This is a genomic window from Candidatus Nitrosacidococcus tergens (genome assembly GCF_902810445.1).
GTDB lineage: Bacteria > Pseudomonadota > Gammaproteobacteria > Nitrosococcales > Nitrosococcaceae > Nitrosacidococcus > Nitrosacidococcus tergens.
This window is the reverse complement of sequence record NZ_LR778175.1, coordinates 699,439-719,614: the sequence shown is the minus strand read 5'-3', so window position 1 is coordinate 719,614 and position 20,176 is coordinate 699,439. Positions and strand designations below refer to the sequence as shown.

Below are 20,176 nucleotides of genomic sequence, written 5' to 3'. Positions count from 1 at the left end.
TACTATGATTCGGAGTATTGTTACCTTTACCCTCCAGCAACCTCTTTTTATTTGGTTGGGGTTAGTACTATTTATTAGTAGTGGATTAATTGCTTTTCATAACTTACCTATTGAAGCATTTCCAGATGTTTCAGACACGCAAGTTTCAGTCATCACCCAATATCCAGGACAGGCTGCTGAGGAAATTGAAAAACAAGTCACTATTCCCCTAGAAATAGGATTATCTGGGTTACCTGGTGCTATTCGGATGTTCTCTCATACTATGTTTGGTCTATCTTATCTCATGATTACTTTTGACGATAAGGTAGATCCCTACTTTGCTCGCCAACAAGTATTAGAACGATTACAGAATACCGATATGCCCCCCGGTATTAGCCCAGAGATGGCTCCTCTTGCTACTGCGATTGGTGAGATCTACCGTTATAAAATAGCATCAGATTATATGAGTCCTATGGATCTACGTACCTTACAAGATTGGGTTGTTTCACGCCAGCTAAAACAAATTCCAGGAGTAGCCGATATTACAAGTATTGGTGGTCCAATTAAACAATATCAAGTTCACCCTGATCTAAAAAAGATGCAGGACTATCAAGTCAGTTTAAAAGAATTATTTAGTGCAATTAAGCATGCAAACGCTAATGGAGGGGGTGGACCTGTTGAACTTGGAAGCCAGCAATTTTTATTGCGAGGTATTGGGCTACTTAAATCTAGCACTGATATTAATAATATCGCTATTACTGAGCAAAAGGGTGTACCCATTTTAGTAAAAGATATTGCTGAAGTAGTAATTGAAGGACCATCAAGGCAGGGAATTATGGGAGAAGGAAAAAACGATGATCTGGTTTCTGGGATTATTATGATGCGAAAAGGAGAAAATCCTTCTATTGTGCTAAAAGCAATTAAAGAAAAGGTAGATTTTCTCAATCGACAAGTATTACCAAGAGGTGTGTCCATAGTGCCTTACTATGATAGAGCTTGGCTAATTCAAAAAACGCTACATACTGTGTTTGGTAACCTTAGGGAGGGTGCTTTACTCGTTACTGGAGTTTTATTCTTATTCCTTGGAAATTTACGTGCTGCAGCGATTGTAGCTATAATCATTCCCCTTTCCTTGTTGGCTACTTTCATCGGGCTTACTTGGGTAGGTATCCCTGCTAATCTATTATCCCTTGGGGGTATGGATTTTGGTATTATTGTAGATGGTGCCGTCATTGTAGTTGAGAACGTTTTTCATAAGCTTGGAGAAAATAAAGAGATTCTTAATCATCATGACCGGAAAAATAAAGTATTAGAAGCGGTAACTGAAGTAAGTCGTCCTACCTTGTTCTCCATGCTAATTATTATTGCTGCCTATATTCCTATCTTTACCTTACAGCGTCATGAAGGTCGTATTTTCTCGCCTATGGCTTATTCAGTCACTTCTGCTTTAATCGGTGCTTTAATTCTTTCTTTTACTTTAGTGCCTCTATTATGCTACATCCTTCTACGCAAGGACTTACCTCATCATGAAAATAAATTAATTAGTCAATGTAAAAATATTTACCAACCCTTATTATTAAAAGCACTCAATCATAGTAAGACCATTATATTTATTGCACTTATTTCTTTATTAACAAGCCTAGGCATTGTCCAAAAATTAGGTACTGAATTTCTTCCGGAGCTAGATGAAGGGACGATTTGGATTAATATTCCCTTGCCCTCGGGTATTTCTGTTTCTGAAGCACGAGCAGCTGCAAGGAAAATTCGTTCTGTATTACAAAATATTACAGAGGTTGATACCGTGATTTCTAAGGTAGGTCGTCCAGATGATGGTACTGATCCAAAGCTGATAAACAGTACAGAGTATTTAGTTAATTTAAAACCTCAACCCGAGTGGCGACCAGGCTATAGCAAAAAAGATTTAATTAAGGAGATGGATCAATTACTTGCAACTCTACCTGGGATAGCTCCTTCATTTTCTCAACCTATCCGGGATAATGTACTAGAAAGTATTTCTCAAATAAAAGGGCAAATTGTAATTAAGGTGTTTGGGGATGATTTATTTATTCTTAAAGATTTAGCAGATCAAGTACTCCATGCCATTAATCACATATCTGGTGTCTCTCAAGCATTTATTGATCAAAAAGGAGATTTACCTCAATATCTTATTGAAATAAATCGGGAAGATGCTGCCCATTATGGGTTAAATGTTTCTGATTTACAGGATTTAGTAGAAGTTGCTTTAGGTGGTAGAGTTGCGACTGAGTTTTGGGAAGGTGAACGCCATTTTAGTGTAGTCGTACGCCTTAAAGACGAGGATCGATCTCCTGCTCGATTACAAGATATTCTTATTGATACTCCCCATGGAGGTCCTATCCCTGTTTCTGAGGTAGTTGATTTTCATATTGCTAGTGGAGCAATAGATATTAGCCGGGAAAATGGACGACCTGTTATTGCAATTGGGGTGTTTATTCAAGATAGAGACATGGGTAGTGTTGTCTCAGAAATGCAGCAACAAGTCACTAAAACTATTACTCTACCTAAAAATTGTTCCATTACATGGTCTGGTGAATTTGAGAGTCAGAAACGAGCAATGAATCGGCTGATGTTTGTTATTCCTCTTTCTATTTTACTTATTTTTATCTTACTATTTAATGCATTTAATTCATTTAAAAATGCTTTACTGATTATTACTAATATTCCTTTTGCTCTTATTGGTGGAATTTTTGCACTTTATCTTACGGGACTCCCTCTTTCAGTTTCAGCTGCCATTGGCTTTATTGCCTTATTTGGGCAAGCGGTACTTAATGGCGTGGTTTTAGTAACTTGTTTTGAGCAGTTACGAAGCAAGGGAAAAACACTTTATCAAGCAGTAGTTGAAGGATCTTTACAGCGACTGCGTACTGAATTAATGACAGCCAGCCTAGCGATGTTAGGACTATTGCCTATGGCCTTATCTACTGATATTGGATCTGAAGTGCAACGCCCTCTAGCGATTGTAATTATTGGAGGATTAATTTCTGCGACTTTATTAACCCTAATTGTGTTACCTACCCTATATCTGATGTTTTCAGAAAAGCCATCAAATCAAAAGAGTATAATTGTACCGGTATCTTAAATTACTATTAGTATCTCTCTAATCCTACTAATGCTACTTGTAGATAGCCGATAGTACGTAAATAATCCATTACTTCCATTAGGTTATCATAAATGACTGTTTTATCTACTTGTAAAAAAATACGTTGGCTTTTATCTCCTTTAGTTAAATAGTTCAAAGCAGGTTCAAGAGCTTGTAAACTAATCTGATGATCATTAATTGATAGACTTAAATTCGCTCTGATTGCCAGATAAATAGGGTTATCTACTTGGGGTTGAGAATCTGTAGTGCTGTTAACCTCCGGTAAATCTACGGGAATATCTACTGTAGTTAAAGGAGCAACTACCATAAAAATAATTAACAATACCAATATTACATCAATAAATGGTGTGACATTTATTTCATGAATTTCTGGAAGATCATCTTCACTAGAGTATTTTTTACGTATCATAGGTGTTACTAAAGAGGTCTATGGTAGTGTTGCTGTTTTGAAATTTCTAGGGATTGTTGATGATCAATACTGCGACTTACCAGCTGTAAAATCTCACTTGAAATATCGGTAAGCAAACTTCGATAATGGGCAATAGATCTGGTAAAGAAATTATAAATAATTACTGCAGGAATTGCAGTAATTAGACCAATTGCAGTCACTAATAATGCTTCTGCAATTCCAGGGGAAACTACCGCAAGATTTGTGGTATTGCTTTGAGAAATCCCAATAAAACTATTCATAATCCCCCATACCGTACCAAATAAGCCTACAAAAGGAGCCGTTGCTCCAATCGTTGCTAAAATTCCAATATTTTTTGCCATGTGCCGACTTACCATCACTTCAAGCCGATCCAACCGTAGGGAGATACGCTCTTTAATTCCTTCCAAAGGTGAATGATCTCCAGATAGATAAATCTCATGCTCAATTGCCTCTGCAAATAAGCCGGGTACCCCTTTTGCGTGATGTAATAACTGTATTACTTTAGTCAGAGCATGAGTCCCCTCCAGCTTTATCAGGATACTGTGTAGCTCACGTTGTGCCACATTTAATTCTAAACTTTTTGCAATCCAAATTCCCCAAGTGGCAATAGAAGCAAAGATAAGCCCAAGAATAATTATTTTTACAATTATATCTGCATCTAAAAACATCCCCCAAGGAGAAAGGTTATGAGGTAAGGTAGCCATACCTACCACTGAAGGAGTTGGTGACACCGCCTCAGTAGATAAGGATTGACCCCAAGCACTTGATACTAGGAAAAGAAAAGCAACACCTAGAGCACTTACATTGAAAAAACATTTATGTTTTTTAAGAAATAAAAAAGAAAAATCAAGAAAGATAGTTATCATTCTAGATTACCTTTGTAAAGGTATTAACTCCATATTTATTTTAGCACCTGTTTACCTACTGCAGCATTAAAGGCATAAAGGGTATGCCAGTAGTTAGAGAGATTATTAATATGAATTTGATAAGTTTCCAAATAAACCTCTTGGGCATCGATGACCTCCATAAAAGTGTGGGTATCAATATGTACTCGATTACGTATGTTCTGTGCCATTTTCAATTTAGCAGGATCTTCAATAGTAATAGTTTCATAAGCTGCTTGATAAGCTTCTAGAGCTTGTTCAACCTCTGCTTGTAACTCAAGTATTTTCGCCTCTAAATTTAACTTTGCTTGAGTATGGATTGATTCCATTTTAGCAATATTACCTTGGTTACGATCAAATAAAGGTATATCTAATTGAAACCCAGCCTGCCAAGAATTAGCATCAGGCATATTCAGTACCTTTCTTTGGAACTGTCGGTTATATCCTATATAAGGAATAATTTCAGGATAGGCTTGTTTTTTTTCAAGCTGTATCCCTGCTTCAGCTTGAGTTATTTCATATTGACTAGCAAGAAAATCAGGGCGATTTTCCTTAGCAATCGCTATTGCTCCTTCTAAAGATGGAGGAGATAATGGAGTAGATACCTCTAGTTGTCCAGCTAAATTTAGATCTAAAGGCTTTTTAATTCCCAAAAATACTCGTAATCGACTGATTGTTTCTATAAGTTTGATTTTTTTATCTCGCACATCCTGTCGACTACTAAATAGAGATAGACGAACTCGTTCAAGTCTAATATTATTCGAAGGAATAGTTTTATTTTGGGCAAGAATATATTGCTCCACTGCAGTAAAATTACCTAAACTTTCTTGAGCGAGAGCTAACATGGCCTGTGCTTCTAAAGCATCATAAAAAGCAGAAATAGCACCATAAATCCGTTCGCGAATAAGCTCATAAAAATTAGCAGTGGCTACATCTACTCCTTTCTTTGCTGCTATAATAGCGGCAGCTCGCTTACCAAAAACAAACCAATCAATAGGAAATTCTATAGCCACATTTAGCTGTGGTGGTCCTCCTTCTTGTTCAGGGGTATAGGGATGAGTTAGAGGCATTAGTTCTTGATTAGTTAAAAAAGTAGGATTAGGTAATAAGCCTGCAGTAATAACCTCTGCTTCTGCCTGGTTAATACTCTCAAGACCTGCCCGAATCAACGGATCATGTGTTAGTGATCGCTCAATAACCTCATTCAAGGTTAATCCCTTTAAGTTTACTAAAAACCCCTCTTGGGCTGAAAAAAAAGAATTGGATATAACACTAGATAGATTTGGAATGTTCAGTGAAGAGCTATTCTCAAGATCACTTACTGAAGATAAATGACTCTGAGCAAAACACAAATTATAAGTAATAAAAAGGATAAACACCCAAGCTGATCTTAGGTTAAAACGATTCTGACTCACCATCATAACTTGTAAAATTACTTACATATATTAAGTAAAGTTGATATAGTGCCGTTTAAGATAGTGGCAAAGCCCAATAAATACTAGTATCCAAGCAGTTAGAGCAAATATAATTGAAATAAAGGGAATAAATTTGATTAAATCGAGAGGGATAATTTTTCCTAACTGAAACGTGCAGTTAGTATACATTCCTAGAGGAAATACCATACTCCAGTACTGCATATTGTAGCGTAAGATTGGAATTTGGTGCACCATGTGCCGCCAAATTCCAAGAAGTAAAAGTAAAGGGAACCACCAATTACTCATTGCCCAGAATGCAAGCGTAACTCCTTTAAGAAAGGGCAGAATTTCTTCTAAAAAACCCCAATATTGCTTATTGAGAATTAAAATAGCTCCAGCTAATGTAGCAATCGCCTCTACCCCCATATTAATCCAGTAGGGAGGAGTAAGAATCGCTGGGCTAAAGCGAAAGAAAAAAAACCGATAAAACATAAGTGAAATAATAAATATATAAAGCACAGAGCCAATTAGAAAAAAGATAAGAGAAATAAATAAAAAATCTTCTTTAATTTCAGATAAATGAACAGCAAGTAATGTGGTGGTAATCGCAATACTAAAGGTGGAGACAATAGGTAACGACCATGCGCCCACCAATCCTTCTTCAAGAGAGGGTTTTTTTGGTGTTATTGTCATACCATAAAAAAATCCATACATAATACCTAGCCAACTAATTATCCCTACTGCTAATAAAATCTCTCCAATTATAGTTTGACTAGTTAGTAAAATAGATTGGCTACCTAATACACAGCTTGCTGCTGGAAGAGTAAAAAAAGTAGGTCCTGTATGATAAGAGAGAAAGTCGGCAAGCATTGCTTTTGGGTACAATATAAATCGTCTTAAATTAAGCAACCATAGCGAAATATAGGCAATGACATTAATGCCAAATAAGGGATAAGCAATTTTATCAGACCCTAAATTATGAGCAGCAATAGAAACAATACCAGTTGCCATAACAAGTGCAAAATAACCGGGGGGTAAATGGTAAATATCTTCTGCTAATTTTTCTAAAAATATTTTTTTATTAATCACTTACTTCATATATCCTTTGCTATTGAAGATAAATAAATAACCTAATTAATAATGGAATTAAACAGATATATTGTTTTTATGTATTAATTTAACATTGATTCAATATTCAAAAAGTAATGTAGATCGCTAACTGAAATGAATAACTCTTTACTTTTAAGGGAAAATGGAAAACTATTAATCTTTAAAAGAGTTATTTATGTTTCTTAATGGGATGAATTATGACTTATCCAGTAAAACTACTCATGTCTGAGTTTGTAACCCATGATGTAAAGCGTTTCATCGTTGAGCGACCACTAAACTTAAGCTATGAACCTGGACAAGGGGTTGAGCTAGCAATTGATGAGCCTGAATGGAAGAATGAAGGAAGACCGTTTACCCCTACTTCTTTAAAAGAAGATAAAGTATTAGAGTTTGTTATTAAAAGATATCCAAATCATGGGGTGACAGAGAAACTACATACTTTAAAAGCAGGTGCTAAATTGTTAGTTTCAGATTCTTTCGGTACCCTGACCTATCAAGGTTCTGGTGTTTTTATCGCTGGAGGAAGTGGAATCACTCCCTTTTTAGCTATGATTCGCCAGCTTACAGAGCATGAATCTCTGATCAATCATACTTTAATTTTTACGAATAAGTCTCCAGCAGATATTATCTGTGAGAAAGAACTTCGCTTTCATTTTGAGGATCGCTGTATACTCACTTGCACAGATAGTAGTAGTGCTGATTATGATCACAGGCTAGTTACTAAAGAATTTTTAAAAGAGAAAATCTCAGATTTTAGCCAACGTTTTTACACCTGTGGTCCTCCACCCTTTATGAAAGCAGTGAACCAAGCACTTACTGAGCTAGGAGCTAGCCCAGATGCTTTATTGTTTGATACTTAGCGTTTTTATCTATGAGTAGCCGTTGTAAGCTACTCGCATAAAAGTTAATTTATGGTAATAGGAGTACGAGCGTAAATGCTATGAGTCTGAATATCAAGATAGCGAAGTTCGTATCTTCCTACTTCCTTAGGCAAGATTAAAGTAAAGTGCCCATTGTTGCTAATAGAAGAAATCGCAACCCAATTAAAATCAGGCTGATTTAATTTAGCAAGAGAAACTCTTTGCCCTTTACTTTTAATACTATTTAAACTAGGTATAGTAAGGGTTTCTCCAGCCTTAGCTTGAGTAGGTATCTTTGAGTTTATATCTTGATCTTTAGGATTGTTTTCTCCTTCCACTACCTCTAAAGGTATCTGAACTAAAGTATGTTGCCTTTCATGCATTATATATCGAATTTCGTATTGTCCTGCTTTCATAGGTGCACTTAAGGTAATATGCTGGATACCCTTTCCATGTCTAAAAAGTTGGCTATATACTTCTTTGTCTTCCTGAATACTCTCTTTATCGCTACCTGCAGGAGCAATAGCGATATAGTCTTGATCATCTATGGTAGGAGACCAATTAATAGGTACTTTTTCGCCAATTGTTACTGTGCTTGGAGCATAGAGTATTACTTTAGGCTGAGTGATAATAATAGATGTAGAGGCTAATATCTGCCCAAGTAGGGTATAGCGTACCTCATAAAGTCCAGGATTAGCAGGTGCTCTTAGTTTAGCTTGCCCCTTTTTTTTGCCTCGCTGCTGTAAAAAGGATTCACTTAAGATACCATGAGCATATGCTTCTGCACCGGCAGGTACTATTGTTATATAACCACCAAAACCTTCTTGGGATACAGAAATTGAATCCCAAGATACATTAAAGTATGCACCTGCTGCAGATTGTTCTGGAACAGTTAAAGTAACTTGTGCTGCCAATCCATATATAGATATTGTTAATAATAGTGTTGTGATTAAAAATTTTTTTATGATCATTACACAATTGTTCTTAGATAGTTTCAATAATTTCTTATTATAGTGTTTTTTAAGCATTACTTTCTTTAGAGCAAATACAATCGAACCATTTGGATGTTATCTGATCAGGTAGTCGGTTTTGAATTTGGCGTGCGACTAAATTATTAAGATCGATCCATGCTAGAGGCTGATCCTGCTCAGCACAGGAAAATACTGCCCGGGTACGTTTGCCTGTTTCAGGGTCAATTTGCCACTGTAAACACTGACCACATACGCCTTTAAGCATACATTGCATCGGACTGCCTACCATTCCAATAGCCTTTACATTGGGGTGAAAAGCATTTTTTAACTCATCTTTTAAAGCAGTCTGTAACCCTAATAACAAACTAGTAGATCCCATAATAAGTAATCGATTGACTTCTCCTGGAGGAATAGGACTATTCTCAGATTCATAGTAATGCTTTAGTAAAGCAACAATATCCGATTCTATAACACTTATATCTTGAGGTCGTCTAGGGATAATTTTAGGTTCTTTATTGGTACACCAAATCACTTGATCAGCAGATTCCTCAAGTTCATCTTGCCGATCTAGATCTGAAGCTGAACCAAAGGAAGCAATATAAATAACTCGATTACCTGCTGCTTTAAGTGCAGGGCCTACATCGAGCATTACTGCGGCACCCCAACGACCAGTAATCACTAATACTGTTTCATCTGTTGGAATTTCTGTAGGTGCACCAGTGGGCCCCATCAGTACAATAGGATCCCCCGGCTTTAATTTACCCACAAGACGAGGTCCTGTACCCCATTGTAAAACCATCAATCGAATCTGATCCTCTCGAATTCCAGTACCACTTACCGTAAGCAATGGAATTTGCATTTTTGTACCATCTACTTCTGAGCTGTTCGTTTCATAGGTTTGTAGACGGAAAAATTGCCCTGGCTGAAAGTTTCGAGCTGCAAGAGGTGCCCTTATCCAAACTTCTACCACAGAAGGATTATTTTTATTTATTTCTGTAATTTGTGGTGTAAGTAAATCTACCATTTTTTCTTGAAAAGAAAGATAGTTATCTCTCTGATTAGATTTATGCAATAACTTAAGAGTGTTTATTATGTGGGGATAACTTCGTTTACTTGAGGCAATGGCTTTTACCACACTGCCATGAAATACAGGATGGGTATCTCCTACAAAAGTAACTTTATGTTGCTGATAGTCATAGGAAGTGAAAGGACCAAACTCTGGTGATTTACAGTGATCAGCTACTTGCACTGGTTGTAACCCTTCAGAATGTTCCACGTAGGGGAGAAAGTGATTCGCTTCTAGTTTTAAATTTCCAGAATGTTCATGTTCATAAATGGTATTGGGTAGCGTACCTGCAGCGATAAAGACAGCACGAGCAGGTAAAGTAATTTCCCCTGGTGCACCTAACCAACGCCCTTGCTCTTGTTTCACTTGTCGGCACACTAGGGCTTTTACGTGATGATATTGATCTAATTCAACTCGTAGGGGCTCTAAACCCTCTGCATAATAAAGCCCCTCTTCCATGGCTTTAATGACTTCTTCGTGGTTTCGTTGATAGGCAGGAGAAGCATTTAATCCTTTACGATAAGCAATAGTGACTCCGCCCCAACTTTGAATTAACGAAATAAAATCTGAGCTTTCCCTTTTTTTGGCTGCTCTTTCTCGTTCTTTTTTAACCATACGGCCATGAGTTAGAAACTCTTCTAAAATTTCTAAATCCTCTTGGTTTAGCCCAGATCGTACTTTTTCTTCTCCTTGCACTGCTACCATTTTTTCATACCGATCCAAGGTTTTTTCTACTTGACGTATGTAATAGACTTGAATCTCGGTAGCTGTATCAATAGCAGTTAACCCACCACCAATAACAATCGCAGGAAGTCTCACTTGCAAGTTAGCAAGGCTACTTTCCTTACCTGCACCAGTGAGCTGTAGTGCCATTAAAAAATCACTAGCTTGGCGCATACCTCGAGCAAGACTATTACCCATAGAAATAGTCCTAGGTAACCCCGCACCTGTGGCAATACACACATGGTCATAGCCTAGCTCCCATGCGTTTTCTAGTTTGATGGTACCACCAAAACGAACCCCACCAAAGACTTGAAATAAAGACCGTCTTAATAAACTTAAATAAATAAGTTTAAGAAAATTTTTATTCCAACGCACGGTAATGCCGTATTCTGAAACTCCACCAAAACCAAGTAAAATACGTTTATCCAAGGACTCTTGAAGATCTGACCAATTGCGTATGGGTTCTTTCAGAAATTTCTCTGGCAAAGGTTCAATTTTTAGCCCATCAATGCCAGTTACTGCACACCCTTCCATGGTTAGGTGATGTGCCATGGTAAAACCAGCAGGTCCCATACCTGCCACCAGTACTTTATAACCTTGATAGGGTTTAGGCAAAAATTGGTAGCGACGTAAGGGATTCCAACGAGTAAGCAGATCATAAATTTCTACTCCCCAAGGCAAATTTAATACATCGGTCAGTACTCGAGTTTCAATTTGAGGAATATTGACTGGATCTTGCTTCTGATAAATGCAAGCTTTCATACAGTCATTACAAATACGATGACCTGTGGCAGGCACCATAGGATTATCCACCATCGCTATAGCAAGCGCAGCGATAGTATAACCATCCCGCTTTAGGGTGTGCATTTCAGAAATTTTTTCTTCTACAGGGCAACCAGTAAGAGTGACTCCTAAAGAATCAGTTTTAAATCCTAGCTCTGGTTGATCTTTCTTCTTAGGAAACCCTTTAGAGCAGTAATCCCCTCCATGTTCATGGCAATAGACACAATAATGTACTTCTCCCTGAGCTTCTCGAGCAGACATTCCCTGATCAGTTAAGGTAAATCCATCTCGTTGTCGAAAGGTTTTAGGATCAGCTTGTAGTTGCTCTAAATTACCCTGCTTTTCATAGTTAAGTACTACTAATCGAGCATGATCTATCTTATGTGGTAGATGAAAACTAGTCCAGCCAGAAATTGTTTTTTGTCCTTCTGGATCAGAGAGGGCAAGTACACACCATTGGGTAAACGAAAGAATAATTTCTTCATTTTCTTCTTCATTAGCTAGCAAATTCTGGGCAAATTGAGCTACCCCTAGCTCTCGATCAGAGAGCGCAAACCCTGTTTTAGTAAGCCGTTCAGTAAGCCAAGAATCTAAAGCTGAAAAAGATTGGGTAATAGGTTGTCGATATCGCCGCCCACGCTTTAGTACCCACTCTTTTTTAAAATCTAGGATAACATCGTTACTTAAGGTATTTTTAGCACTTTCATTTAGTGCTTCTTCTATATTAAACAGCTGACCTATAAAACTGTTTAAATAGGGGGATAACTCTAAAAGTAAATGGCTTTCTTCAATAGGTGATAAGGAGATTTTGCTGTTACGATAATCAATCGTTTTCTGGTAGAGGCTAGGATCTTTATTTTTTACTGATTGTAAAAATTCTTGATCTAACTCAACTAAGCCATCAAGCTCAAATAATCTAGTAAACTGATGATGATTTAAAGCAAATCCATCCCCTAGTGACATTATTTCTCCTAAAAAATCAAAGGGTAAATTAATTTAAATATGAAAATAAAAAACTAGTGATTACGATAAGGGTGGATCAAGTTTCATTTCCACTTCTCGCTTTTTATTATTGCGGAACACTTCCAGTGTTACCTTTTCCCCTGGCTTACGCCGTTTTAAAGCAAGAATTACATCTGTTGAGTTACGTATTGTTTGGTTTTCAATAGTAACAATTACATCACCCAAATGGAGTCTTCCAAAAGAATCTCGAGTCATACCTTTTAATCTAGCACGTTCTGCACTACTACCAGGAATGACTCGTAATATTACCGCCCCCTCAATATCAACATTTTCAATGACTCGGGAAGGCAAAATCTCAACCCCTAAACTGGGTTGTTCAATTTTACCCTTCGCAATTAATTCAGGAACTACCCAATTGACAGTATCTACTGGTATAGCAAACCCAATCCCTGCATAAGCGCCTGATGGACTGTAAATTGCTGTATTTACCCCAATAAGACGACCACTACTATCTAAGAGTGGACCTCCAGAATTTCCAGGGTTAATCGCAGCATCAGTTTGGATTACATTACGAATAGGCACTTTAGCTACCGATTCAATTTCTCTCCCTAAGGCACTGACTACTCCTGTGGTTAACGTTTGATCTAAACCGAAGGGATTACCAATAGCGAAGGTTTTTTGCCCTACTTGTAAGTCATTTGATCGTCCAATAGGAATTGGTTGAATCTTATCTTGAGGAATGTTAATTTTGAGTACAGCGAGATCTTCTTGAGGTGCTACACCCACTAAAGTAGCATCCCAAGTAGTATGATCATATAAAGTGATCTTTGCAGCATTTGATCCTTGGATGACATGAAAATTAGTGACAATATGACCATCTCTATCCCAAATAAACCCCGATCCTGTTCCTTTTGGGATCTCTTGTGTATTTAAACTAAACCAATCTCTACGTACTGCAAGGGTGGTAATAAATACTACTGAAGGAGAAGTGCTTTGGAAAAGGTGAATCGTTGCTTGCTCCTCTGAAGAGAAATCTCCTCGCTCTACTATTGATCTAGGCTGAGGGTTTGATGATGGTACTTCTGTGGACTCGCACTGATTAATCGTTACAATAAATAAAACAAGCAAAAGTAGAGATAAAAAAACAGAATAAGTACTTTTGCTTTGATAAGATGCCATTTTCTTTTTAGTAAATGATGTAGATAAAGTCACACCCTGTGAGCAGGGGTGTGACCCTTTTCAGAAAGATAGTAGTGATCGATTAATTTAAATGAATCATCAAGTTCATAAACTAGCGGTATACCCGTCGGAATTTCTAATTCCATCACTTCTTCGTTAGATAATCCTGCAAGATGTTTGCATAGTGCACGCAGCGAATTACCATGAGCGACAATAATTAGTTCTTTTCCTGAGGCAATATCTGGCAAAATACTTTCTTGCCAACACTGCATCACTCGATCCAGAGTAGTCTTTAGAGATTCAACTAAGGGAAGCTCACTTGGATCTACATGGGCATAACGCCGATCAAACCGAGGATGACGAGGATCGTTTATATCCAACGCAGGAGGCTCAATATCGTAACCACGACGCCATTGATGTACTAAATCTGCACCATATTGTTTTGCAATTTCTGCTTTGTTTAGGCCCTGCAGACTTCCATAATGGCGCTCATTAAGCTCCCAACGCTTTTCAGTAGGTAACCAAATTATATCCATTTGATCCTCTACTAATCGAAGAGTATGAATAGCTCGCTTTAGTAACGAAGTATAGGCTTTATCAAATTCGTAACCAGCATCTTTTAACATTGTACCAGCGTGGCTTGCTTCTTTGATGCCATTTTCTGAGAGCTCAACATCAGTCCAGCCAGTAAAACGGTTTTCTAAATTCCATATGCTCTCTCCATGACGAAGCAAAGTTACTCTATGCATAATAATTATTAGCCCTTTTTTATAAAAATTTCCCCCTAGACAACCTATCTATACTTTAAGGTAGAAATGTAAAAAAACCTATTAATAAGCAGTAAACAGATAGAAAATTTTATTTTTTTACTAAAAATAATTATAAACTTAATAATCTATCAGGAATATTTATTTTAAAATATTATAAAGATAAGCAGCTATTATTGCTAAATAGCCCTATCTTAATTATATTGAATTTTGAAGCATTCTATAAACTTTTAAACCATCTTTAATTTTATATGAATAATTTTTTACGTAAGAAGCTTGTTTATTTTCTGTGCTTAATATTTATTAGTAGTTTTTTTAATGTTGCTCTGGCATCTGGCATAGGAAGAGATGAGTATGATGGAGAAGCAGCTATTGATATAGATGATCCAGTAGATACTGAAAGTCGAAATTATTTCCGGAAACTTGGGGATTTACTTATTGCTCGACCTGTATTAGGTGTAGCTACTGCTTTGGGATCTGCTGCGTTTGTAGCAAGTTTACCATTTACCGCAATTAGCGGACATGTCAAAGGTGCCGCTAACACTTTAGTTAAAGGACCTGCACGAGCCACATTTGCCCGTTGTTTGGGTTGTCGCACTCACAAATCAGAAGAAGAAGATTACTCAGAGAAAAATGCACCATCCAGAGATTACTCATCTAATTTAGTAGCAGATTGATATTAAGATCAGTACACTAAAAAGTTAGCTATTCAATAATATAATCCTCTAAATCATCTACCTCATTTTCTGAAACAATAATTTGGCTTTTAATTGATATACCTGCTAGGTGTACTGTTTCTTCAGTACCAGAAATGAGTGGATGCCAATCGAATAATTCTTTTCCCTCGCTAACAAGGCGATAAGCACAGGTTTTAGGGAGCCATCTTAAAGCTTCATTAAAATTTTCTCGCAAACTAATACAATCTTTAACTACTTGTGCACGATGGCAGTAATCTGAGCAGCGACCACTATGGATATTTAATAAGCGACAAGCAACATTAGTATAAAAAATCTCTCCAGTATCCTCATCCTCTAATTTATGGAGACAGCATTGACCACATCTATCACATAGGGCCTCCCACTCCTCATTAGTCATTTCATTTAAGGTTTTATGTTTCCAAAAACTAGGCATTACCATCACTATCCCCAATAGATATAAAAATCATTTGAGAATAACTTTAAAAACTAATTCTTGCTCTTCTCCAATAAGCCCACTACGACTTACCTTGACTATTATTTCATTGCCAGGTTTTTTATCCCACATCACCTCTTTAATGTTAGACATTTTTGAAATAGATTGATCATTTAAAGCAAGAATTTTATCCTTTATTTTAATTCCTGCTGCTTTAGCTGGGCTTTCTTTAGAAAAATCCTCAACTTTAAGCCCATGATCTACAATCTCCTCTAACATTAGCCCAAGAAATCCTGCATTAGGTAATTCTTTCTCTTGAGAAATCAAAGTATAGTTTGCAACAGTGGGTTCTATTGTTCTTTCCCAATCATTTAATACAATAGATGTTTTTATATTCGGTAAACGACGATAAAGTCGATTTGGAATCCCAGATCCATAAGCAAAATGCCCGTTACCAGCCAACACTACCATATAAGTATCTGGATGGTCTTTTAAAAAAATTGCTGCTCCATCAGCCATTGTTTCATCCCAAACAAGTTGGGCTTCATAAAAAGTCTCGAAGCTTCCAAAAAACTGAGGGTGATCTTTAAATATTCTTTTTAACCGATGAGCATATTCCTCGTCTGAAAAATCAATATCTGTAGGAATTTGTGTCTTTTCTTGTGTTGTAAGCTTGCCTAATCCATCTCTACCTACTTTTTGCACAATTTCTGTCGGTGCATTTAATGCAACAATGGGAATATGATGGGCACGAGCATACTTTAAGATAGGTTCATATAATCTAAAATCATAACGCCAACGATCATAGTATTCAGTTTTCTTAATTAGATCATGAGTAGTTAATTTTCCAGCAATATATTGATCCAAATATTTTTGGAAAGGCTGCTGGAAGTACTCCATACCAATAGCTAGATTAGTATGTTTAAGATAAAGTCCACGAATAATTGAGAGTTGATTTAAGTGATGATCAAAACGAGGGTGCTGCTCTCCAATAAATACTACTTGGTCACCAACTAGTTTTGGTATCAGTTTGTTAATTGGTAGTAGTGCTTTAAGATCAATAGCCTGTGTGGCATAGAGTGATTGAGGATTTTCTTTAGAATTAAAATGTTGTTTATATTCTCTATGAGTATGTATCTGTTCCTCTCCGTATACTGAGATGCTGCTAAGAAAAAAGATCAAGTAAAGAACGAAAGCAAGGGTTTTATTATTCATAGATACCAACTGAAGCTATTATATTATTTATTAGCTATTTCACTCTTTGAGTATACAGGGTTTTCCTCTTTATAACTTAATTCAAAACTAATAAAAGCCTAGATTAACAATATAAAATTATAAATAATCACATTTTGTCATAAATTATAGATGATAATTATTCATATAATCTTAGTGTTAAAAGCAGTTAAATATTATCATTCAAAATAACGTCACTAATAATGACGCTCCTTAGCTAAAAAACTATCATCTAGAGCAAATAACCCTAATAGCTTCTTCTAGCGCAAAAGTAGATTAAAAAGTAGATTAATTTTTATAAAAAATTAATTTTTAATATAAACAGATAAATGAATATGTTTATTCGATCTATCATAGATTGAATTTTAATAAATCTGCACCATTTATACATTTTGGTATATTTTTTGCTTATTTAAATTTTAAAGGAAGAGATTTTTTGATGACATTATTGAAATTTTCTTTCTGTAACATACTATTTTTGAATAATTTTTAGATTATAAATATAAAAATAACCCTAAAACCATTTTATATAAGGAAAGGAAAAAACATGAATGATTTTAAAAATATAACCCTAAGAAAAAATACCAACTGGAAATCAATCCAGATCTTAGAAAAACTCATTCAATATCTGCAAACTCGCAGGAGTAATGCAGAGACTTTTATTAGTATCTATCAGCGCTATCTAGAGCTTGCGGAAGAAACGCAGGATATAAGACTTAAAATCCTATTTCGAAAAAAAGCACAAGAGGCTTTAAATACAACACTTAAATGGCATGCTTGGTAAATGGAGATAATAGTGGATCATTTGTCAATTAAAGAGATGAAAAGTAACGGAATAATAACAACTATAATTGGTCTTATATTCTGTTTTATACTATTTGGCCTATCAGTGATAATTGGCTAATAATGTTTACTTATAAGAATCAATATAAATCACAAGTAAGATAGTAAAAGCTAATAGGGTTACAGAAGCCTCTTATAGCCTAAGTATTATTGAACAGCGGATTATATTGATTGCTATTAGCAAGATACGTAAAAACCAGCCTATTACTGATAATGAACTGTATTTAGTTAGTGTTGAGGATTTACAAAAGCTAGGAATACATGAAAAGACAGCGTATAGAGATTTAAAGGACGATATTAAAACTCTATGGCAGGTCTATTAAAATGCGCTGGGTGCAAGAGGTACAACTCTAAAGAGAGAATTTACTAAATATGCTCTATCAGATATAGCTAATATCAGCAGTGTTTATGCTATCCGTATCTATGAACTATTTATTAGCTCAGTATAGGAATATAGGAAATCGTACTATAGAACTAGCTAGCTTACGTACTATGCTCCAATTGGAAAAGAAGTATCCATTATTTGCTAATTTTAGACGGTTTGTATTGGAGGTATCTATAAAGCAGATTAATGAACATAGCCCATTGAAAGCTACTTATAAGCCCATTAAGAAAGGCCGTAAGATAGCCTCTATTGAGTTTATTTTCGAAGGTAAGAATAATAATAAGGTAAAAGCCCAGCCTAAAGAATTCTACAAAGCCAGCCAGCTCCTAACCAAAGAACAGAGAAGCAAAGGAAAAGAACAGATAGCCAAGTTAAAGGCAGTGATCAAGTAAAGATTGACATGATTATATCCCCTTGTTAATCTAAATAATTCCTCCAAAAGCAGTTTAATCCCTTCTAAATGCCCCAACGTTTTAGAGCAAAGTTTTTATTTTAGCCAACTGGCTGCGGCTATATATTTTATTAATAGTAATTGAGTTTAGTTTGCTGCTTAGCAAGTGCTTTTGGTTTTTTGGCTAGCTTAATCGATACTTTCTCTGTACTTTTCTAAGCAATGATCAGCTCATATAGACGTACAGCATAGGTACTAGAAAGACTGCTTACCTGATTCAATCCGTAGCTGGTGAAGTGTTTCTCGAGCTTTGTAATTAGAGAGATAACCGAGGGCGAGGGAGCGAAAATGAACTCTATGGTAGCTTCTTTATCGGTGCAGCTAATCTCACTTACTCATCTACTGTTAGCAACTTTGATATTTCCCTTCGCTGTTAGTCTTTTATAACTAAATTGCCTAGTAAATAAATTCTTACAAACATCTTTATAATGCCTTTACTTATCAATGCTTAAAAGCACTTAAAATAAAATAAAAGATTTTAAAAGGAAAAAATAAGCCTTTTTACTTAAAAAACGATATTAAATTTTAGTTAATTACATCTAGATTATTAGAGACCTTAGCCGTCTTGTAAAAATAATCATTTCTTAAACTAGTTTTAGTTTTTACCCTAGAGAAAAAGAGTAGCAGTTAAAAAAGAGCTCCTTAATGTATTTCTTTTATTACTTAACTTTGTGGTTTAGCTTTCTCAGAAGAAGAAATAATTAGTAGCATAATAAATTTCAAAATGAACTAGCAACAACTGCAGGCGGTAATCAGTTAAGTTGGAATTTTACTTGGTCAGATGAATCGGTAGAGTTATCTAAATCGGAACGCACAATATTGGCCACGACATATACTCTAAGGATTAACATGGACAGAGATACGGTTGATAAACTGAAGGCTGGCCTTTATTACCTACATGCTTTTAAAGCGGTTCAAGCGAGTTCAATAGATAAAACTGCAGCTCCCTTAGTTTGGTTCAGAACAAATATTTATTTGAAAACGACCAAAATTAAATGGACCGAGCAGTATCAGGCGTATACCTCAAGGGACTCTCTGATACCCAATGGCACAGTTAGTGCCAGTACGGCATATAATATAGATTTTGGCCAGATTCTTGTTGTCAACTCTGAAGCTGGAACCGGAGATGTAGTGGGAAGAGGGGTACCTGAGACAATAAGTGTTCGGAATAATGTCATAGGTACCGAGTTCACCAGCGGCATCTCTCAAATGGTTGGTGACAAAGCTTCACCCCTATGTGCACTTCCTTTGTATGGTGCAGGCCATCTCATTACCATGGCGCCCATACAAAAGGTGCTGGTGATGTTCTCCGCTGAGAGCAAAGTGGCAGGATCAGTCACTTATAAAGCTTTCAGTCCTAGTGGTTTGTTTAATTTTGGTAAAGAAACTGAGCGTGAAGTACAATACGAGATCAATAATGGCTGGTCTTGGGGTAAGGCTATTTGGGGTGAAACTGTTCTGCCTGGCGACGAATTGCAATCATTGCTCATCGAACGGAGTGTGGTATTGGAGGACAGAGTGAATTATTGGAGGAGCATATCATAGCTGCTCTATAGGATCAGAATCGTGATCTAAATTCTTCTGAGCTTGATTCCTCGCTTGCAGCAAGGGGATATTTTTTTGGATTTCACTCTTGTTGCAAGCGAGTGCTTTTCTAAGCGGTTACTCACAAATTTTGCCAAATGGTTTCCAGCAAGGTGCTAGTGGGTGGTATGGGAATATATCGTATATTGCAGGGGGTTAATTCAAACTATTTAACCTTTTAGAGTAGGCAAACATTATTAATTAGCTGCCAATAAAAAAGGTAAAAAGAGAATTAATTTTTCTATAATCTAAGGTAATTAATTAGGATACAAAATTTTTT

At 36.3% G+C, this 20,176-nt stretch carries 17 protein-coding genes and 1 pseudogene; 7 read left to right on the top strand and 11 right to left on the bottom strand.

The features are described from left to right. Window positions 1-4 precede the first annotated feature (4 nt). Window positions 5-3,097 (top strand): efflux RND transporter permease subunit, encoded by a 3,093-nt coding sequence (locus tag NSCAC_RS03485; protein ID WP_197745035.1) that lies wholly within the window; start codon window positions 5-7, stop codon window positions 3,095-3,097. A 7-nt stretch (window positions 3,098-3,104) separates the two neighbouring features. Here the strand turns inward: NSCAC_RS03485 and exbD are convergent, their stop codons facing one another. Genes exbD through NSCAC_RS03465 form a run of 4 tightly spaced genes read right to left on the bottom strand, consistent with a single transcriptional unit; the run spans window position 3,105 to window position 6,936 of the window. Continuing rightward, window positions 3,105-3,527, bottom strand: a complete 423-nt coding sequence (exbD, locus tag NSCAC_RS03480; protein ID WP_197745034.1) for a TonB system transport protein ExbD — start codon at window positions 3,525-3,527, stop codon at window positions 3,105-3,107. Between the two features lie 8 nt (window positions 3,528-3,535). Beyond that, entirely contained in the window at window positions 3,536-4,414 is an 879-nt protein-coding gene (gene exbB / locus NSCAC_RS03475) for a tonB-system energizer ExbB (protein WP_197745033.1), read from the bottom strand. Between the two features lie 35 nt (window positions 4,415-4,449). Then, window positions 4,450-5,853, bottom strand: a complete 1,404-nt coding sequence (locus NSCAC_RS03470) for a TolC family protein (protein WP_197745032.1) — start codon at window positions 5,851-5,853, stop codon at window positions 4,450-4,452. Window positions 5,854-5,877: 24 nt separating this feature from the next. Beyond that, complete coding sequence (locus NSCAC_RS03465; protein WP_197745031.1) at window positions 5,878-6,936, bottom strand: tellurite resistance/C4-dicarboxylate transporter family protein; 1,059 nt, start codon at window positions 6,934-6,936, stop codon at window positions 5,878-5,880. 218 nt (window positions 6,937-7,154) lie between these two features. Here NSCAC_RS03465 and NSCAC_RS03460 point away from each other — a divergent pair, with 218 nt between their 5' ends. After that, window positions 7,155-7,817, top strand: coding sequence for an FAD-binding oxidoreductase (locus NSCAC_RS03460; RefSeq protein WP_197745030.1), 663 nt, complete (start codon window positions 7,155-7,157; stop codon window positions 7,815-7,817). 44 nt (window positions 7,818-7,861) lie between these two features. Here the strand turns inward: NSCAC_RS03460 and NSCAC_RS03455 are convergent, their stop codons facing one another. From NSCAC_RS03455 to gpmA, 4 genes are read right to left on the bottom strand one after another with little or no spacing between them, the layout of a single operon-like run. Continuing rightward, window positions 7,862-8,788 carry a hypothetical protein gene (locus NSCAC_RS03455; RefSeq protein ID WP_197745029.1) on the bottom strand — a complete coding sequence of 309 codons (927 nt, stop codon included), beginning with the start codon at window positions 8,786-8,788 and terminating at the stop codon, window positions 7,862-7,864. A 49-nt stretch (window positions 8,789-8,837) separates the two neighbouring features. Next, on the bottom strand, window positions 8,838-12,323 hold the full coding sequence (locus NSCAC_RS03450) for an FAD-dependent oxidoreductase (protein WP_197745028.1): 3,486 nt from the start codon (window positions 12,321-12,323) through the stop codon (window positions 8,838-8,840). Window positions 12,324-12,383: 60 nt separating this feature from the next. Further along, the gene (locus NSCAC_RS03445; protein ID WP_197745027.1) at window positions 12,384-13,502 is read right to left on the bottom strand and encodes a S1C family serine protease; all 1,119 of its coding nucleotides are present in this window, start codon (window positions 13,500-13,502) and stop codon (window positions 12,384-12,386) included. 29 nt (window positions 13,503-13,531) lie between these two features. Further along, complete coding sequence (gene gpmA, locus NSCAC_RS03440) at window positions 13,532-14,251, bottom strand: 2,3-diphosphoglycerate-dependent phosphoglycerate mutase (protein WP_197745026.1); 720 nt, start codon at window positions 14,249-14,251, stop codon at window positions 13,532-13,534. Between the two features lie 269 nt (window positions 14,252-14,520). Between gpmA and NSCAC_RS03435 the strand changes: the two genes are divergently transcribed. Continuing rightward, complete coding sequence (locus NSCAC_RS03435) at window positions 14,521-14,946, top strand: hypothetical protein (RefSeq protein ID WP_197745025.1); 426 nt, start codon at window positions 14,521-14,523, stop codon at window positions 14,944-14,946. A gap of 28 nt (window positions 14,947-14,974) precedes the next feature. Here the strand turns inward: NSCAC_RS03435 and NSCAC_RS03430 are convergent, their stop codons facing one another. Next, window positions 14,975-15,406 (bottom strand): YcgN family cysteine cluster protein, encoded by a 432-nt coding sequence (locus NSCAC_RS03430; protein WP_197745024.1) that lies wholly within the window; start codon window positions 15,404-15,406, stop codon window positions 14,975-14,977. A gap of 24 nt (window positions 15,407-15,430) precedes the next feature. Beyond that, the gene (locus NSCAC_RS03425; RefSeq protein ID WP_197745023.1) at window positions 15,431-16,615 is read right to left on the bottom strand and encodes a ChaN family lipoprotein; all 1,185 of its coding nucleotides are present in this window, start codon (window positions 16,613-16,615) and stop codon (window positions 15,431-15,433) included. A gap of 565 nt (window positions 16,616-17,180) precedes the next feature. Between NSCAC_RS03425 and NSCAC_RS03420 the strand changes: the two genes are divergently transcribed. The 3 genes and pseudogenes from NSCAC_RS03420 (at window position 17,181) to NSCAC_RS03405 (ending at window position 18,253) form a co-directional block, all read left to right on the top strand. Then, entirely contained in the window at window positions 17,181-17,417 is a 237-nt protein-coding gene (locus tag NSCAC_RS03420) for a hypothetical protein (RefSeq protein ID WP_197745022.1), read from the top strand. A gap of 148 nt (window positions 17,418-17,565) precedes the next feature. Then, window positions 17,566-17,925, top strand: a pseudogene (locus tag NSCAC_RS08910) (RepB family plasmid replication initiator protein). Beyond that, the gene (locus tag NSCAC_RS03405; protein WP_197745021.1) at window positions 17,900-18,253 is read left to right on the top strand and encodes a replication initiation protein; all 354 of its coding nucleotides are present in this window, start codon (window positions 17,900-17,902) and stop codon (window positions 18,251-18,253) included. Before NSCAC_RS08910 ends, NSCAC_RS03405 begins: the two are co-directional and overlap by 26 nt. 214 nt (window positions 18,254-18,467) lie before the next feature. Here NSCAC_RS03405 and NSCAC_RS08950 read toward each other — a convergent pair whose 3' ends face one another. Continuing rightward, the gene (locus NSCAC_RS08950; RefSeq protein ID WP_197745286.1) at window positions 18,468-18,638 is read right to left on the bottom strand and encodes a RepB family plasmid replication initiator protein; all 171 of its coding nucleotides are present in this window, start codon (window positions 18,636-18,638) and stop codon (window positions 18,468-18,470) included. Between the two features lie 523 nt (window positions 18,639-19,161). Between NSCAC_RS08950 and NSCAC_RS03395 the strand changes: the two genes are divergently transcribed. Then, entirely contained in the window at window positions 19,162-19,857 is a 696-nt protein-coding gene (locus NSCAC_RS03395) for a hypothetical protein (protein WP_197745020.1), read from the top strand. Window positions 19,858-20,176 lie beyond the last annotated feature (319 nt).

Coding starts and splice junctions, on each gene's coding strand:
- NSCAC_RS03485 (WP_197745035.1), top strand. CDS start 5: ATGATTCGGAGTATTGTTACCTTTACCCTCCAGCAACCTCTTTTTATT.
- exbD (WP_197745034.1), bottom strand. CDS start 3,527: ATGATACGTAAAAAATACTCTAGTGAAGATGATCTTCCAGAAATTCAT.
- exbB (WP_197745033.1), bottom strand. CDS start 4,414: ATGATAACTATCTTTCTTGATTTTTCTTTTTTATTTCTTAAAAAACAT.
- NSCAC_RS03470 (WP_197745032.1), bottom strand. CDS start 5,853: ATGATGGTGAGTCAGAATCGTTTTAACCTAAGATCAGCTTGGGTGTTT.
- NSCAC_RS03460 (WP_197745030.1), top strand. CDS start 7,155: ATGACTTATCCAGTAAAACTACTCATGTCTGAGTTTGTAACCCATGAT.
- NSCAC_RS03455 (WP_197745029.1), bottom strand. CDS start 8,788: ATGATCATAAAAAAATTTTTAATCACAACACTATTATTAACAATATCT.
- NSCAC_RS03450 (WP_197745028.1), bottom strand. CDS start 12,323: ATGTCACTAGGGGATGGATTTGCTTTAAATCATCATCAGTTTACTAGA.
- NSCAC_RS03445 (WP_197745027.1), bottom strand. CDS start 13,502: ATGGCATCTTATCAAAGCAAAAGTACTTATTCTGTTTTTTTATCTCTA.
- gpmA (WP_197745026.1), bottom strand. CDS start 14,251: ATGCATAGAGTAACTTTGCTTCGTCATGGAGAGAGCATATGGAATTTA.
- NSCAC_RS03435 (WP_197745025.1), top strand. CDS start 14,521: ATGAATAATTTTTTACGTAAGAAGCTTGTTTATTTTCTGTGCTTAATA.
- NSCAC_RS03430 (WP_197745024.1), bottom strand. CDS start 15,406: ATGGTAATGCCTAGTTTTTGGAAACATAAAACCTTAAATGAAATGACT.
- NSCAC_RS03425 (WP_197745023.1), bottom strand. CDS start 16,615: ATGAATAATAAAACCCTTGCTTTCGTTCTTTACTTGATCTTTTTTCTT.
- NSCAC_RS03420 (WP_197745022.1), top strand. CDS start 17,181: ATGAATGATTTTAAAAATATAACCCTAAGAAAAAATACCAACTGGAAA.
- NSCAC_RS03405 (WP_197745021.1), top strand. CDS start 17,900: ATGAACTATTTATTAGCTCAGTATAGGAATATAGGAAATCGTACTATA.
- NSCAC_RS03395 (WP_197745020.1), top strand. CDS start 19,162: ATGGACAGAGATACGGTTGATAAACTGAAGGCTGGCCTTTATTACCTA.